This window comes from Saccharothrix obliqua (genome assembly GCF_019375475.1).
Lineage (GTDB): Bacteria > Actinomycetota > Actinomycetes > Mycobacteriales > Pseudonocardiaceae > Actinosynnema > Actinosynnema obliqua.
In genome coordinates this window covers 28,387-43,221 of the sequence record NZ_JAHXGQ010000009.1, presented here as the reverse complement: position 1 = coordinate 43,221, position 14,835 = coordinate 28,387, and the positions used below count along the sequence as shown (strand labels likewise).

Sequence of the window (14,835 nt, the reverse complement as noted above, 5' to 3'; positions counted from 1 at the left end):
CGGGGGTACCGGTCGCACGTTCGGGCTGCTAGGACGGGGTGCATGGGTGTCTCGTCGTTGGTGGAGCCGGACGCTGAGGGTGTGCGACCGGAGGTTCGGCGCCGGGTTCAGGAGCGGCGGTTGCGGGGGATGGTGGGGCGGCTCCTGGGGGCCGAGGGGGTGCAGGCGCGGCGGTTGCGGGAGGTTGGGGTTCGGGACGCCCGGGATGTGTCGTTGGGCGACCTGTGGCGGTTGCCGTTCGTTACGAAGCAGGACCTGTGGGAGCACTACCCGGACGGGTTTCTGGTTGATGAGCGGATTGTGTGTGTTCATGGGTCGTCGGGTACGGGTGGGCGGCCCACGCTCATCTCCTACACCGCGCACGACGTGGACGTGTGGGCCTCGGTGATGGCTCGTGCCCTCGGTGGGGCCGGTGTGTCTGCCAAGAGCCTCATCCACAACGCCTACGGCTACGGGCTGTTCACGGGCGGCATGGGGGTGCATCACGGCGGGATGCGGTTGGGGGCCACCGTGTTGCCCGTCTCGGGCGGCATGACGGAGCGGCAGGTGCGGTTGATCGCCGACCTGCGCCCGGACGTCCTGTGCTGCACGCCGTCGTACGCGGTGCACCTCGGGGAGGCGTTGCGGAGCGCCGGGGTGGAACCGTCGTTCCGGGTGGGCGTGTTCGGGGCGGAACCGTGGACGGACGGGATGCGGGAGCAGATCCAGGGGCTGCTCGGGCTGCGCGCGTTGGACGTCTACGGGCTGTCCGAGGTGATCGGGCCGGGCGTGGCGTGCGAATCGCTCGACTCCGCGGGCATGTTGAACGTCGCGGAGGACCACTTCCTGGTGGAGGCGGTGGACCCGGACGGCCGGCCGGTGCCGGACGGCACGCCGGGCGAGCTGGTGTTCACGACGCTGACGAAGACCGGGATGCCGTTGCTGCGTTACCGGACCGGCGACGTCGCCGCACTGGCGGGTCCGGTGCCGGACAGCCCGCGGACGTTGCGGCGCATGAGCAAGGTGCTGGGCCGTCGGGACGACATGCTGGTGGTGCGCGGCGTGAACGTGTTCCCGTCGGAGGTCGAGAGCGTGGTGCTCGCCGACCCGCGGGTGGGGCCGCACTACCTGGTGGTGGAGGACCGCCGCGCACGGCCGGAGCTGTGGGTGGTGGTGGAGGGCCCGGACGACGAGCGCCTGCACGCGGACCTCGTGGTGGCGTTGCGGGAACGGCTCGGCATCACGTGCCGGGTGGTGGTCGCGCCGCCGGGCGCGGTGCCGCGCGCGGAGACCGGCAAGGCGCGGCGGCTGGTCCGCTGGGACGGCGGACCGCCGCCGGCGCCGGGGTTGTCCTGAGCTACTTCACCAGCTTGGTGAGCCAGTCGCGGTCGCCGACATCGATCTTCTGGTCGCCGACGGCGACGGTCGGGGTGCCCTTGAAGAACGAGGTGCCGCGTGCCTTGTCCAGCTCCGCCTGGGCCTCCGCGACGTGGGTGTCGCCGTCGACGCACGTCTTGAACCCGGGCGCGGTGATGCCGAGGTCGGTGCCGAGCTGCACGAGCTGCTGCTTGGTGTAGCCGGGGCCGCCCTCCTCGGGCTGCTTGGCGAACAGCGACTCGTGGTACTGCCAGAACTTGTCCTGGTCGGCGGCGCACAGGGAGGCGTTCGCCGCGTCCTTCGAGTAACCCTCGGGGCTGGAATACTTCACCAGGAACGGCAGCGGGTGGTACCGGACGCGCAGCGCGCCCTTCTCGATCTCCTGCTTCATCTGCTCGCCGTAGAGCTTCTTGAACTGCCCGCAGGCGGGGCACAGGAAGTCCTCGTACAGGTCGATCGTGGCCTTCGCGGTGTCGTCGCCCACGACGACGACGGCGCCCTCGCGCTTGACCGTCGCGGCCACGCCCTTGATGTCGTCCGGCGGGGTGAGGGCGTCGTTGTTCGGGGACCCGGAGTTGGACCAGATCACGCCGCCGACCACGACGAGCGCCAGCACGACCACGACCACGACGCCGATGACGACCTTGGTCTGGTCGCCCTTGGCCCGTTGCGCCGAGGCCACGGCCTTCACCGCGCGCTGTTCCTGCTTCTTCTTCCGAGCGTTGCGCTCAGCGCCACCCACGTCGTCGCATCCTTCCCGCTCACCTGTCGCCGCACGCTACCGAGAGATGCTGAGCAGAACCTGAGTGGTCACGCGTCCGGCTGACGGGGACGGCCCGCCAGCCGCTCGCCGAGGGGCACCTCCGGACCTTCGTCCAGGCGGCCGGACTCGTTGGCCACGTCCTCCGCCACGTGCGTCGACGGCACGCGGGGCAGCGTCTCGGGCGCGAACACCCACACCGCGAGGGCCACCGCGATGATCACACCCGTGAGGGTGAACGCCGCGCTGTACGACACGTGGTCCACCAGCACGCCGGCGAGCAGCGGGCCGATGATGGCGCCGAGGTCGGTGACCATCTGGAACGCCGCGAGCACCGGGCCGCCCTTGGCCTTCGTGCCGATGACGTCGGCGACCACGGCGTTCTGCGGCGGGTTCAGCAGTCCCGCGCCGACGCCCGCGACGAGGGACGCCACCATGAACATCGGCACGCTCGTGGTGAACCCGAGCCAGATGGTGCCCACGGCGGACACCGCGAGGCCGGTCATGGCCAGTGGTTTGCGCCCCACGGTGTCGGACAGCTTGCCGGAGATCATCAGCACGGCCGCGTTGCCCACGGCGAACACGGACAGCGAGACACCGGCGAGCGCCGGTCCGCCGTGCAGCGCCTCCACGACGAACAACGGCACCAACGAGATCCGGACGCCGAACACGGCCCAGCCGTTGGCGAAGCCGGACGCCAAAGCCGCGCGGTAGGCGGGCGAGCCGAGCGCCTGGGTCACCGTGAGCGACACCTGGTCGGTGCTGGAGTCGAGCGCGGCGAGCGTGGAGCGGCGCAGGAACCACCACACGACGAGGGCGGCGATGGTCAGCGCGACCGCGTAGGTGATGAACGGCACGCGGATGGAGATCTCGGCGAGGGCCGCGCCGATGATCGGGCCGCCGATGTTGCCCAGGAGGAAGCCGGTCGCCCACAACCCGGACGCCCGGCCGCGCATGGGCGGTGGCGTGATGCGGATGAGCAGGCCGACGGCCGCGACGGTGAACATGGTGGAGCCGACGCCCGCGAAGGACCGGAAGACGATCAACTGCCAGTACGCGGTGGCGAAGCCGCACGCGGCGGTGCCCGCGGCGACGATGAGGATGCCCGCGATGTAGGTGCGGGTCTCCCCGAACCGGCTGACCAACCGGCCGCTCACCGGCGCGAACAGCAGCCTGACCAGGGCGAACGCGCTGACGATGGCGGACACGGCGAACGTGCCGACGTCGAAGCCCTTGGCGTAGGCCGGCAGCACCGGTGCGACGATCCCGAAGCCGATGGCGATGATGAAGCTCGCCACGACGAGCACCCACACCTCGCCGGGCAGCCGGGGTTTGGACCTGATGTCGTTCCCCGACACGAGCGCCCTCCGATCTCCGTTAGCTGTGCTAAGGATATGCGGAAGGTGAGGCGAAATCTCAATCGAGCAGTTCGTCAACTCTGCGTGCATAGGCGGTTACCGGATAACCGGTCTCGAACCCGCACGCCTCCGCGAACCGCTCCCCCGCGCCACCCTCGGGCACGTGCCCGGCCACCAGCGCCGCGCCCATCCCGCGCACCGCGGCCACCACGCCGTGCGCCAGCGCCGTGCCGACGCCGCGCCGCCGCCGCGCGGGCCGCACCACGACGTGCTCCACCAGCCCGACGCCGCGTTCGGCGAACCCGGCCGCGAACCCGGCGAGCCGGTCGCCGTCGTCGACCACGACGAACGGGCAGCGCGGGTCGTCCAGCCGCTGCCCGAGGTGCCGCGCGAGCCGGGTGGGCTCGGCGCCGAGGTCGTCGGCGAGCAGCGCGGCCATGCCCGCCAGGTCGGCGTCCACCGCGGGCCGCACGCCGGTCGGCGTCACGCGGCCCCGGTGCACGACGGCCAGCGCCTCCTCCACGGCGTACCAGCCGGCGTCGTCGGCGATGCCCTCGATCTCGGCGACCGTGGTCGGCGAGGCGTACACGACGGCCTCCGCGCGCCCCGCGTCCGCGAACGCCTGCTCCAGCCGCAGCAGCGTGCCCGCGACCTCGGCGGACGACCCGTCCAGCGCACACGCGTGGTTGCCCTGCGGCAGCGGGTTGTCCCGGTTCACCACCACCCGGGCGCAGCCGACGTCGCCCACCTTGCCGTACCGGACGGCGCCCGCCGCGAGCCGCGCCGCCTCGACCAGGCCCGCCAGCTCGCGGGCTCGGTACGGGTCGAGCAGTTCCGGGTCGTCGGGGTCGCGCAGCGGGTCAACCACCCTCCCAGCCTCGCACGTCCGCGGCCGGGCGGTGGTTGGCAGACTGCCCACCGTGGAACTGCCGATCACCGGGGTGCTGCCGGAACTGGTGCGGACGCTGGCCGAGCACGGCACGGCGGTCCTGGTGGCACCGCCCGGCACCGGCAAGACGACCCTCGTGCCGCTCGCCCTGGAGGGCCGCGTCCTGGTCGCCGAACCACGCCGGATCGCGGCACGCGCCGCCGCCGCGCGGATGGCGGACCTGCTCGGCGAGCCGGTCGGCCGCACCGTCGGCTACGCCGTGCGGGGCGACCGGCGGACGTCCCGCGACACCCGCGTGGAGGTGGTGACCTCGGGCCTGCTGGTGCGCCGGTTGCAGCACGACCCGGAGCTGGCGGGCGTCGGCACGGTGCTGCTGGACGAGTGCCACGAGCGGCACCTGGACGCGGACCTGCTGCTGGCCCTGCTGCTCGACGCGCGCGCGGGCCTGCGGCCCGACCTGCGCCTGCTGGCCACGTCGGCGACGGTCGCCGCGGACCGCCTGGCGGCGTTGCTCGGCGACGCGCCGGTGCTGCGCGTCGAGGCCCGCGCCCACCCGGTCGACGTGGTCCACGTGCCGCCGCTGCGCAACGAGCGCGTCGAGGCCACGACCGCCCGCGCGATCCACCGCGCCCTGTCCGAGGTGACCGGTGACGTGCTCGCGTTCCTGCCGGGCGTGGCGGAGATCGGGCGCTGCGCCGCGCTGCTGCCGGACGTGGACGTGGTCGAGCTGCACGGCCGGCTGTCCGCCGCCGCGCAGGACGCGGCGCTGCGGCCCGGCCCACGCCGGCGGGTCGTGCTGGCGACCGCCATCGCCGAGTCGAGCCTGACCGTGCCGGGTGTGCGCGCGGTGGTCGACGCGGGCCTGTCCCGCGTGCCGCGGGTGGACCACCGCCGCGGCCTGTCGGGGCTGGCCACGGTCCGGGTCAGCGCGGCCGTCGCCGACCAGCGCGCGGGCCGCGCGGGCCGCGAGGCGCCGGGTCGCGCCTACCGCTGCTGGCCGGAGCACGAGCACAGCACGCTGCCCCGCTACCCGGAACCGGAGATCCGCACCGCCGACCTGACCCGCCTGGCGCTGGAGCTGGCGTGCTGGGGCGTCCCGACCGGGGAGGGCCTGGGCTGGTGGGACGCGCCGCCGCCGGGCGCGCTGGACGCGGGCCGCGCCACCCTGACCGCGCTCGGCGCGCTGGCCGACGGCGTCGTCAGCGAGCGCGGTCGCCGCATGGCCGACGTCGGCCTGCACCCCCGCCTGGCCCGCGCCCTGCTGGACGGCGCGGCGCTGGTCGGCCCGCGGGCCGCCGCCGCGGTGGTGGCGCTGCTGGACGACGACCGCGCGTCACCCGGCGTCGAACTCGACCCGCGCCGGGCCGACCCGCGCGAGGTGCGCCGGCTGGCGGCCCTGGTCGACGGCGTCGAGCGGCCGGACCCGGACCCGGCCCTGGTGGTCGCGCTCGCCCACCCGGAGCGGCTGGCCCGCAGGCGCGCGCCGGGCTCGCCGGTCTACCTGATGGCGGGCGGCACGGCGGCCGAGCTGCCGGTGGGTCCGCTGTCCGACGCCGAGTGGCTGGCGGTCGCCACGGCCGACCGCGCGCCGGGCCGGGGGCACGGCCGCATCCGGCTCGCGGTCCGCGCGTCCGAGGAGCTGGCCCGCGCGGCGGCGCCGAACCTGCTGACCGAGGAGGACGACGTCCGCTGGGACGGCGACGTGGTCGCGAACCGGGTGCTCCGGCTCGGCGCGATCACGCTGTCGGCGAAGCCCCTGCGTTCGGCCGACGCCACCCGGCGGGCGCTGCTCGCGGGGCTGCGCGCGGAGGGCGTCGGCCTGCTCCGGTGGACCGCGGACGACGTCCGGGTGCGTGAGCGCATGGCGTTCCTGCACCGCGTGCTCGGCGACCCGTGGCCCTCCGTGGACGACGAGGCGCTGCTCGCCGCGGTCGACGTGGGCGAGGCGCGGCGACGTGCGGACCTGGCCCGGATCAGCGGCGGCCAGGTGGCTCGCGCGCTGTTGCCGTGGCCCGCCGCGACGCGGTTCGACGACCTCGCGCCGGACCGCTTGGAGGTGCCCTCCGGGTCACGCGTGCGCGTCGACTACTCGGGGCCGGAGCCCGTGCTGCCGGTCAAGGTGCAGGAGGTCTTCGGCTGGACGGAGACGCCACGCCTGGCCGACGGCCGCGTGCCCGTCGTGCTGCACCTGCTGTCGCCAGCGGGCCGGCCGACGGCCGTCACGGGCGACCTGGCGTCGTTCTGGCGCACCGGCTACCCGAAGGTCCGGTCGGAGCTGCGGGGCCGCTACCCGAAGCACCGCTGGCCGGAGGACCCGCTGACCGCCCCGCCCGCGCGGCGCTAGCCTCGAGAAACATGAACGATCTTTCACGCCGGGGTTTCCTCGGCGCGGCGACCCTCGCCGCCGGAGCCCTGTTCACCGGACGCGCCACCGCGGCGTCCGACCACGTACCCGCGATCGTCGTCGGTAGCGGCTACGGAGCCTCCGTGGCGGCATTACGCCTGGGTGAGGCGGGCGTCCGCACGCTCGTGCTGGAGATGGGGCAGCGCTGGCAGCGACCCGGCCCGGACGGGCGGGTGTTCTGCGGGATGCTCGACCCGGACCACCGCTCGATGTGGTTCAAGGACCGCACCGAGGCGCCGGTGAACGGCGTCCTCTACCTGGACCTGGCCAACCGGCCCATCCGACGCCACGCGGGCGTGCTCGACCGGGTCAACTTCTCGAACATGGGCGTGTACGTCGGCCGCGGCGTCGGCGGCGGCTCACTGGTCAACGGCGGCATGGCCGTCGTGCCCGACCGCGACTACTTCGCCCACCGGTTCCCCTCGGTCGACGCCGACGAGATGTACGCGACGTACTTCCCCCTGGCGAACCGGATGCTGCGCGTCAACCGCATCCCCGGCGCGTTGCTCGAAGCCAGCGAGTTCTACCGCTACGCACGCCTGTCCCGGACCCTCGCCGCCCGCGCCGGTTTCGACACGGTCACCGTGCCGAACGTCTACTCGTTCGCGCACATGGCCGCCGAGGAACGCGGTGAAGCCCCGAAGTCGGCGTTGGCGGCCGAGGTCATCTACGGCAACAACCACGGCAAGTTCACCCTCGACCGCGGTTACCTGGCCGACGCCGAGCGCACCGGCAACGTCACCATCGCCCCGTTGCACCAGGTGACCCGCATCCAGCCGCACGGCGCGGGCTACGCCCTCACCGTCCGCGAGATCACCCCGGACGGCGAGCTGGTGGCCGAGAAGCACCTGACCTGCGACCGGCTCTTCCTCGGCGCGGGCAGCCTGGGCTCCACCGAACTCCTGCTGCGTGCCCGCGAGACCGGCGACCTGCCGGACCTGCCCGCCGAGGTCGGCACGGGCTGGGCACCCAACGGGAACGTCATGGTGGCCCGCGCCAACCACCTCTGGGACCCCACCGGTTTCCGCCAGTCGGCGATACCCGTGCTGGCCGTCGACGCGCCGCAGCACGGCGTGCTGGCCGAGATCGCGCCCGTCCCGGCCGGCATCGAGACCTACGTGAGCCTCTACCTGGCCATCGCGCGCACCGAGGAACGCGGCCACTTCACCTACGACACCACCACGGGCAGGACCGACCTGCACTGGCGCCCGACCGAGGCGCTGCCGGCCGCCGAGGCCACCTTCGACCGGATCAACGAGGCCAACGGCACCGGCTACCGCTACGACGTCTTCGCCAACCGCAAGCCCTTCACCGAGGACTTCTGCTACCACCCCCTGGGCGGCGCCGTCCTCGACCAGGCCACCGACAACCACGGCCGCGTCAAGGGCTACCGGAACCTGTACGTGACCGACGGCGCCCTCATCCCGGGCTCCCTGGGCGTGAACCCCTTCGTGACGATCACGGCCTTGGCAGAACGCAACCTGGCCACAATCCTCACCACAGACCTCTAACCCCAGAGCCCCCCAGCCAACCCAAGCCCCCCACAACCAAGCCCCCCGGTCCCCCCAGCCCCCCACCAACGCAAGCCAGGGTCGGGCCCCGCCCGGGGGTGCAACCCCCGGGCGGGGCCCGGGGGTTGCACCCCCGGAAAGCACAAAGGGGCGAGATGGCCGACGCTCTCCGTCGGCACACCTCACCCCTCGTCCCGTGGAGGTGCCGGGAATCGAACCCGGGTCCTCTGCCGCTTCAACAAGGCTTCTCCGTGCGCAGTCCGCTGTGTCTCTACTCGGCCCCGGCGATCACGCGGACAAGTCGCCGTGACGGGCCCAGCCACTGTGGGTGTCCCTGTCGTCCCCCGTGGCCGGGGACGAAGGTGAGCCTCCTAGCTGATGCCAGCATCCGGAGCGGAGGCTCCTCCGGGCTGACAGCTCACTCTCCTAGCCTCAGGCGGCGAGGGAGTAAGCGGCCTGGTCGTTAGACTCGGCGCTTATTGGTTTGCGATGACGCTTGCGGTGGTCTCTCGCCTGCACCGGCACGCTTCCCTTGAATCAACGCACAAAGTCGAAACCGTTCACCCCCTGGTCGTGGTCTTGCGTCCGCCCATCATAACGTGCCGGGCCCGCCGGTTCATTCCCAATACGGCGGGTAGGGCTGTCCCCACCCTCCGGAGGCCGGCCGCCCTGATGGTTGAGGACCGGGCGGACAGGTGATGCTGGACGGGCACATCCGGCGTGAAGGTGGGGAACATGACTGCGCGGGCCAACTCGCACATCGCACGGACCAGCGGGTACTTCCTGCTCAACCTGGTCACCGGGCTCTTCTGGTTCAGCCTGCTGGTGCCGCTGCTGACGCTGAGCATCGGCACGCTGGTGGTGTGGGTCGGCTTCCCGCTGCTGGCGCTGACCCTGGTGCTGACGCGCGCCGCGGCGCAGGTCGAGCGGGCCTGGCTGCGGGTGACGCTGGGCGCCGACATCCCGTCCCCGTACCGGCCGCTGCCCGACTCCGGGCTGTGGCCGCGCATGAAGGCCCTGGTGACCGATCCGGCGACGTGGCGCGACTTCGGCTACTGGATGCTCATGCTGCCGCTCGGGATGATCGAGTTCCTGCTGGTGATGGCCACGTGGCCGGCGGTGCTCGCGCTCACCCTGCTGCCGTTCTACCACCAGCTCCTGCCGGTCACGCCGCAGGTGATGCTGGGCGACGCGGTGTGGCTGGTCGACTCGTTCGCGAAGGCCGTGCCGGTCTCCGTGCTGGGCCTGCTGCTCGCCCTGATCTCGATCCCGGTGATCCGGGGCATGGGCCGGCTGCACGCGGCGATGGCCCACGCGCTGCTCGGGCCGACCCGCGCGAGCGTGCTGGAGGCCAAGGCGGACCGCCTGTCGGCGAGCCGGGCACGTGGCGTGGAGGCCGCGGAGGCCGAGCGGCGGCGCATCGAGCGCGACCTGCACGACGGGGCGCAGCAGCGGCTGGTGGCGGTGGCCATGGGGCTGGGCCGGGCACGCAGCAAGATGGACAGCGACCCGAACGCGGCGGCCGAGCTGATCGCCGAGGCGCACGCGGACGCCAAGCTGGCCATCTCGGAGCTGCGCGACCTGGCCCGCGGCATCTACCCGAGCGTCCTGGGCGACCGCGGCCTGGACGCGGCGCTGTCGTCGCTGGCCGCGAAGTGCCCGATCCCGGTCGACGTGTCGGTGGACGTCGAGCCGCGCCCGCCGACAGCGGTGGAGAGCACCGCCTACTTCACGGTGGCCGAGGCGTTGACGAACATCGCCAAGCACTCGGGCGCCACGCGGGCCGCGGTGCAGGTCACCCGCACGGAGAACTCCGTGGTCGTGGAGGTGACCGACAACGGCCACGGCGGTGCGCAGGTGCGCCCGGGTGGTGGCCTCGCGGGCCTCGCGGACCGGGCTGCGACCATTGACGGCGTGGTCGTGGTGGTCAGCCCCGCCGGGGGGCCGACCGTGATCCGGACGGAGCTGCCGTGCGCGTGGTGATCGCCGAGGACTCGGTGCTGTTGCGGGTGGGCGTGGAACGCCTGCTGTCCGACGAGGGCATCGAGACCGTGGCGGCGGTGGAGGACGGCGACTCGCTGCTGGCGGCGGTGCGGGAGCACCGCCCCGACCTGGCGATCGTCGACGTGCGGATGCCGCCGACCTTCACCGACGAGGGGCTGCGTGCCGCGATCGAGGCGCGCAAGCGGGTGCCGGGCCTGCCGGTGCTGGTGCTCTCGCAGTACGTGGAGGAGCGTTACGCGGTGGAGCTGCTCGCCGGCGGGGCGAGCGGCGTCGGGTACCTGCTGAAGGAACGCGTCGCGGACGTCGCCGAGTTCGTGGCCGCGGTGCGGCGCGTCGCCGAGGGCGGCACCAGCATCGACCACGAGGTCATCACGCAGCTCATGGTGCGCAGCAAGCGCAACCCGGTGGACTCGCTGACCCAGCGCGAGCGCGAGGTGCTCGGGCTGATGGCGGAGGGCCTGTCGAACGCCGCGATCGCGCGGGCGCTGGTCGTGTCCGACGGCGCGGTGGAGAAGCACGTCGGCAACATCTTCGCCAAGCTCGGGTTGGAGCCCAGCACGTCGGAGCACCGCCGGGTGCGCGCCGTGCTGGCCTACCTCAACCTGGGCTGACTCAGTAACGGCCCTTCAGCGCGCGCCCGTGCGCCTTCTGGATCTCCCGCTGCGCGTCGCGCTTCGCGAGGTCCTGCCGCTTGTCGTACGCCTTCTTGCCGCGGGCGAGCGCCAGCTCCACCTTGACGTACCCGTCCTTGAAGTACATCTGCAAGGGGATCAGCGACAGACCGCTCTCCTTGGTCTTGCCGATGAGCTTCTCGATCTCCTTGCGGTGGAGCAGGAGCTTGCGCTTGCGGCGCACCTCGTGGTTGGTCCACGTCCCGGCCACGTACTCCGGGATGTGCAGCGCGTGCAGCCAGACCTCGCCGTCGTCCACCTGGCCGAAGGCGTCGACCAACGACGCCCGGCCCATGCGGAGGCTCTTGACCTCCGTGCCGACGAGCACGACACCCGCTTCGTAGGTGTCCAGGATGGTGTAGTCGTGCCGAGCCTTGCGGTTCGACGCGATCACCTTCTGACCGCGTTCCTTGACCATGTCGGAAACTCTACGTGAGCACGCCAGCCGATTAGAGCCGCACGTACAGCCGCAGCGTCACGTAGCCGGTGAGCGCCGAGATGAACACCGCCACGCCGAGCAGGATCGGCGAGATGATCACCACGTCCAGCAGGCCCATCGGTGGCAGGATCTGCGAGCTGAACAGCTCGCCCGACACCCTGGTCCCGCCCCACACCATCAACGCGAGACCGCCGACGCCGACGACCGCGCCGATGACGCCCGCCACCACCGCCTCGATGAGGAACGGCAGCTGCGTGTACCACCGGGTCGCGCCCACCAGGCGCATGATGCCCACCTCGGTGCGCCGCGTGAACGCCGACACCTGGATCGTGTTGGAGATCAGCAGCAACGCCGCCAGCGCCTGCACCAGCGCGAGGCCGAGCACGATGTTGCGCAGGCCGTTGAACACGTCGAGCAGCCTGCCCAGGAACTCGCCCTGGTCGTTGACCGCCTTGACGCCCGCCTTGCCGGTGAACGCCTGCACGATCACGCCCGCGCGCGCCGGGTCCTCCAGCTTGACCCGGAACGTGGCGGGGATCGCCTCCGGGCGGGCCAGCTTCACCAGCTCGGGCTGGGCCTCGAAGATCTGCTTGAACCGCTCGTAGCCCTTGTCGCGGTTCTCGTAGACCACGGTCTCCACCCCGGACGTGGTCTCCAGCGCGCTGCGCAGGCCGGCGCACGGTTGCTGCGCGCAGTCCTTGTCGTTGGCGCTGACGTCGTTGGTGAGCAGGACCGACACTTCCAGCTTGCTCTGGTAGTTGTCCTGCATCTTGTCGACCATGCGGACGATGAGCAGACCGCCGCCCAGCAGGCCGAGCGAGATCGCGGTCGTGAGGATCATCGCGATGGTCATCGTGACGTTCCGGCGCAGGCCGGTGACGACCTCGCTGAACACGAAGCTGGTACGCATCGGGGGGAACGTTCCTCAGGGTCGGGGGATGAGGGGGTGTCTCAACGGCCCACGCCGTACACGCCCCGCGCGTCGTCGCGGATGATGCGGCCGTGGTCGAGTTCGACCACGCGGCGGCGCATGGAGTCGACGATCGAGTGGTCGTGGGTGGCCATCAGCACGGTCGTGCCGGTGCGGTTGATCCGCTCCAGCAGCAGCATGATGTCCTGGCTGGTGTCGGGGTCCAGGTTGCCGGTCGGCTCGTCGGCGAGCAGCACCAGCGGCCGGTTGACGAACGCGCGGGCGATCGCCACCCGCTGCTGCTCGCCGCCGGACAGCTCGTGCGGCATCCGGTCCGCCTTGCCGTCGAGGCCGACCAGCTGCAAAACCTCGGGCACGACCTTGACGATGGTGTTGCGCGGCTTCCCGATGACCTCCAGGGCGAACGCCACGTTCTCGGCGACCGTCTTGTTCGTCAGGAGGCGGAAGTCCTGGAACACGCAGCCGATGGACTGGCGCAGGCGCGGTACCCGGCGCCGGGACATCTTGGCCACGTCGAAGTTGGACACGTACACGCGTCCCTTGCTCGGCACTTCCTCGCGGAGCAGGAGGCGCAGGAACGTGGATTTGCCGGACCCGGAAGGTCCGATGAGGAACACGAACTCACCCTTGTCCATCTCGACGGAGACATTGTCGAGTGCGGGGCGCGTGGAGGTCTTGTAGACCTTGGACACGTGTTCGAGGCGAATCACGACCGGGGAGTCTACCCGTGGCTTCGGTAAAGCCTCCGTCTCGCCCAAGGTGGCATCGTGAAACGGAGGCTTGACCGATCCCGAAGGGCTATCCGACCTGCTGCTGCTTGCGCCAGCGGATACCGGCTTCGAGGAACTCGTCGATCTCGCCGTCGAGCACCGCGGACGGGTTGCCGACCTCGTGCTCGGTGCGCAGGTCCTTCACCATCTGGTACGGGTGCAGCACGTAGGAGCGCATCTGGTTGCCCCAGCTCGACCCGGTGTCCTTCAGGGCGTCCATCCTGGCCTGCTCCTCCTGCCGCTGGCGCTCCAGCAGCTTCGCCTGGAGGACGGCCATCGCGGTGGCCTTGTTCTGGAGCTGGGACCGCTCGTTCTGGCAGGACACCACGATGCCGGTCGGGATGTGCGTGATGCGCACGGCCGAGTCGGTGGTGTTCACGCCCTGCCCACCCGGGCCGGACGACCGGTACACGTCGACCCGCAGGTCCTTCTCGTCGATGTCGACGTGGTCGGACTGCTCGACCACGGGCACCACCTCGACGCCCGCGAACGACGTCTGGCGGCGGCCCTGGTTGTCGAACGGCGAGATGCGCACCAGCCGGTGCGTGCCCTGCTCGACGCTCAGCGTGCCGTACGCGTAGGGGGCGGTGACGCGGAACGTCGCGGACTTGATGCCCGCCTCCTCCGCGTAGGACGTGTCGAAGACGTCCACGCCGTACCCGTGGCGCTCCGCCCACCGCGAGTACATGCGCAGCAGCATCTCGGCGAAGTCCGCGGCGTCGACGCCGCCCGCCTCCGCGCGGATGGTGACCAGCGCGTTGCGCTCGTCGTACTCGCCGGAGAGCAGCGTGCGCACCTCCAGCGAGGAGATCTCCTCGCGGAGCTTGACGCGCTCGGCGTCCGCCTCGGCGATGCTGCCCTCGTCGCCCTCGTCCTCGGCCAGCTCGTACAGCACGCCCAGGTCGTTCAGGCGGTCGCGCAGGCCGACGACGCGGCGCAGCTCGCCCTGCTTGTGGGAGAGCTTGCTGGTGACCCGCTGCGCGTTCTCCTGGTCGTCCCAGAGGTCGGGGCGGGCCGCCGCCTCCTCCAACTCCTCGACCTGGGCGCGCAGCGAAGCGAGGTCCATCACCGCCTCGATGCTCGCGAGCGTGGCGGAGAGGTCCTTGATGTCTGCTTCGACGTCCGGGTTCACGGCAGAAGATTACGCCAGGACCGGCCGCTCGGTGCGACCGGTCGGCGCTCCTCAGGCCGTGGGGATGGCGTCCAGCAGCTTCAGCACGGCCTTGGCGTGGGCGAGCGCGAACTCGGCCACGGCCTTGGCGTAGGCGTCCTCCGCGGTCTTCACGGCCGTCCGGGCCGCCTCCTGGTCGGCGCCGTAGCTCGCGCGGGCCGCGTCCACCAGCGTCTGGCGCTGCTTGGCGGTCAGCGAGCCGGCGTGCACCAGCCGGAGGATCAGCGGGCTGCGCAGGTGGTCGGGGCCGGGCTCCGACAGCAGCCAGTTCTTGAAGGCCCTCTTGCCCGCGGCCGTCAGGACGTACTGCTGGCTGGAGCGGGGCCCCTGCTTGCCCAGGCGCAGCAGACCCGCGTCAGCCAACGCGGGCAGCTCGCGGTAGACCTGGCTGCGGGTGACGCTGAAGAACGCGCCGAAGCGCTCCCCGGCCTCAGCCACGAGCTGGCCACCGGTCTTGGGTCCGTCGTGCAGCAGCCCGAGCAGGGCGGCGGCAGTAGCGTTCAGGTCCGACACGACACCAACGGTGCCACTTTCAGGTGGAGCTGTCCACAATGGTCAGCCGTTCTGTCCA

The 14,835-nt window shown here is 71.9% G+C and carries 13 protein-coding genes and 1 other RNA gene; 5 read left to right on the top strand and 9 right to left on the bottom strand.

Annotated features, from left to right (window positions below; all coding sequences use genetic code 11):
• The first annotated feature begins 42 nt into the window (after positions 1–42).
• Positions 43–1,335, top strand: coding sequence for a phenylacetate--CoA ligase family protein (locus KZQ38_RS25740; RefSeq protein WP_219445286.1), 1,293 nt, complete (start codon positions 43–45; stop codon positions 1,333–1,335).
• Between the two features lies 1 nt (position 1,336).
• Here the strand turns inward: KZQ38_RS25740 and KZQ38_RS25735 are convergent, their stop codons facing one another.
• From KZQ38_RS25735 to KZQ38_RS25725, 3 genes are all read right to left on the bottom strand, one after another.
• Positions 1,337–2,098: a DsbA family protein gene (locus KZQ38_RS25735; protein WP_219445284.1), complete on the bottom strand. Its 762-nt coding sequence runs from the start codon at positions 2,096–2,098 to the stop codon at positions 1,337–1,339.
• Between the two features lie 68 nt (positions 2,099–2,166).
• Positions 2,167–3,474: an MFS transporter gene (locus tag KZQ38_RS25730; RefSeq protein ID WP_308258593.1), complete on the bottom strand. Its 1,308-nt coding sequence runs from the start codon at positions 3,472–3,474 to the stop codon at positions 2,167–2,169.
• A gap of 58 nt (positions 3,475–3,532) precedes the next feature.
• Positions 3,533–4,342, bottom strand: a complete 810-nt coding sequence (locus tag KZQ38_RS25725) for a GNAT family N-acetyltransferase (protein WP_219445281.1) — start codon at positions 4,340–4,342, stop codon at positions 3,533–3,535.
• A gap of 43 nt (positions 4,343–4,385) precedes the next feature.
• Here KZQ38_RS25725 and hrpB point away from each other — a divergent pair, with 43 nt between their 5' ends.
• Positions 4,386–6,707, top strand: coding sequence for an ATP-dependent helicase HrpB (gene hrpB / locus KZQ38_RS25720; RefSeq protein ID WP_219445771.1), 2,322 nt, complete (start codon positions 4,386–4,388; stop codon positions 6,705–6,707).
• A gap of 11 nt (positions 6,708–6,718) precedes the next feature.
• On the top strand, positions 6,719–8,278 hold the full coding sequence (locus KZQ38_RS25715; protein ID WP_219445279.1) for a GMC oxidoreductase: 1,560 nt from the start codon (positions 6,719–6,721) through the stop codon (positions 8,276–8,278).
• Positions 8,279–8,472: 194 nt separating this feature from the next.
• Here the strand turns inward: KZQ38_RS25715 and ssrA are convergent.
• Positions 8,473–8,846: a transfer-messenger RNA gene (ssrA, locus tag KZQ38_RS25710) on the bottom strand.
• Positions 8,847–9,013: 167 nt separating this feature from the next.
• Between ssrA and KZQ38_RS25705 the strand changes: the two genes are divergently transcribed.
• A complete protein-coding gene (locus KZQ38_RS25705) occupies positions 9,014–10,261 on the top strand; it encodes a sensor histidine kinase (protein ID WP_219445277.1) in 1,248 nt (415 codons plus the stop codon).
• Positions 10,249–10,893, top strand: a complete 645-nt coding sequence (locus KZQ38_RS25700; protein WP_219445276.1) for a response regulator transcription factor — start codon at positions 10,249–10,251, stop codon at positions 10,891–10,893. Before KZQ38_RS25705 ends, KZQ38_RS25700 begins: the two co-directional genes overlap by 13 nt.
• Before the next feature lies 1 nt (position 10,894).
• On the opposite strand, the gene smpB is transcribed toward KZQ38_RS25700, so the two are convergent.
• The 5 genes from smpB to KZQ38_RS25675 all read right to left on the bottom strand — a co-directional run bounded on the left by smpB (position 10,895) and on the right by KZQ38_RS25675 (position 14,777).
• Complete coding sequence (smpB, locus tag KZQ38_RS25695; RefSeq protein ID WP_219445274.1) at positions 10,895–11,371, bottom strand: SsrA-binding protein SmpB; 477 nt, start codon at positions 11,369–11,371, stop codon at positions 10,895–10,897.
• A 31-nt stretch (positions 11,372–11,402) separates the two neighbouring features.
• Positions 11,403–12,302, bottom strand: a complete 900-nt coding sequence (gene ftsX, locus KZQ38_RS25690) for a permease-like cell division protein FtsX (protein WP_219445268.1) — start codon at positions 12,300–12,302, stop codon at positions 11,403–11,405.
• A gap of 41 nt (positions 12,303–12,343) precedes the next feature.
• Positions 12,344–13,033, bottom strand: coding sequence for a cell division ATP-binding protein FtsE (ftsE, locus tag KZQ38_RS25685; RefSeq protein ID WP_121002587.1), 690 nt, complete (start codon positions 13,031–13,033; stop codon positions 12,344–12,346).
• Positions 13,034–13,121: 88 nt separating this feature from the next.
• The gene (prfB, locus tag KZQ38_RS25680; RefSeq protein ID WP_219445263.1) at positions 13,122–14,225 is read right to left on the bottom strand and encodes a peptide chain release factor 2; all 1,104 of its coding nucleotides are present in this window, start codon (positions 14,223–14,225) and stop codon (positions 13,122–13,124) included.
• 51 nt (positions 14,226–14,276) lie between these two features.
• Positions 14,277–14,777: a PadR family transcriptional regulator gene (locus tag KZQ38_RS25675; RefSeq protein WP_219445261.1), complete on the bottom strand. Its 501-nt coding sequence runs from the start codon at positions 14,775–14,777 to the stop codon at positions 14,277–14,279.
• Between the last annotated feature and the right edge of the window lie 58 nt (positions 14,778–14,835).

Bases quoted from the DNA above. Each gene is read 5' to 3' on its own strand.
- KZQ38_RS25740 (WP_219445286.1), top strand. From the start codon at position 43: ATGGGTGTCTCGTCGTTGGTGGAGCCGGACGCTGAGGGTGTGCGACCG.
- KZQ38_RS25715 (WP_219445279.1), top strand. From the start codon at position 6,719: ATGAACGATCTTTCACGCCGGGGTTTCCTCGGCGCGGCGACCCTCGCC.
- KZQ38_RS25705 (WP_219445277.1), top strand. From the start codon at position 9,014: ATGACTGCGCGGGCCAACTCGCACATCGCACGGACCAGCGGGTACTTC.
- smpB (WP_219445274.1), bottom strand. From the start codon at position 11,371: ATGGTCAAGGAACGCGGTCAGAAGGTGATCGCGTCGAACCGCAAGGCT.
- ftsX (WP_219445268.1), bottom strand. From the start codon at position 12,302: ATGCGTACCAGCTTCGTGTTCAGCGAGGTCGTCACCGGCCTGCGCCGG.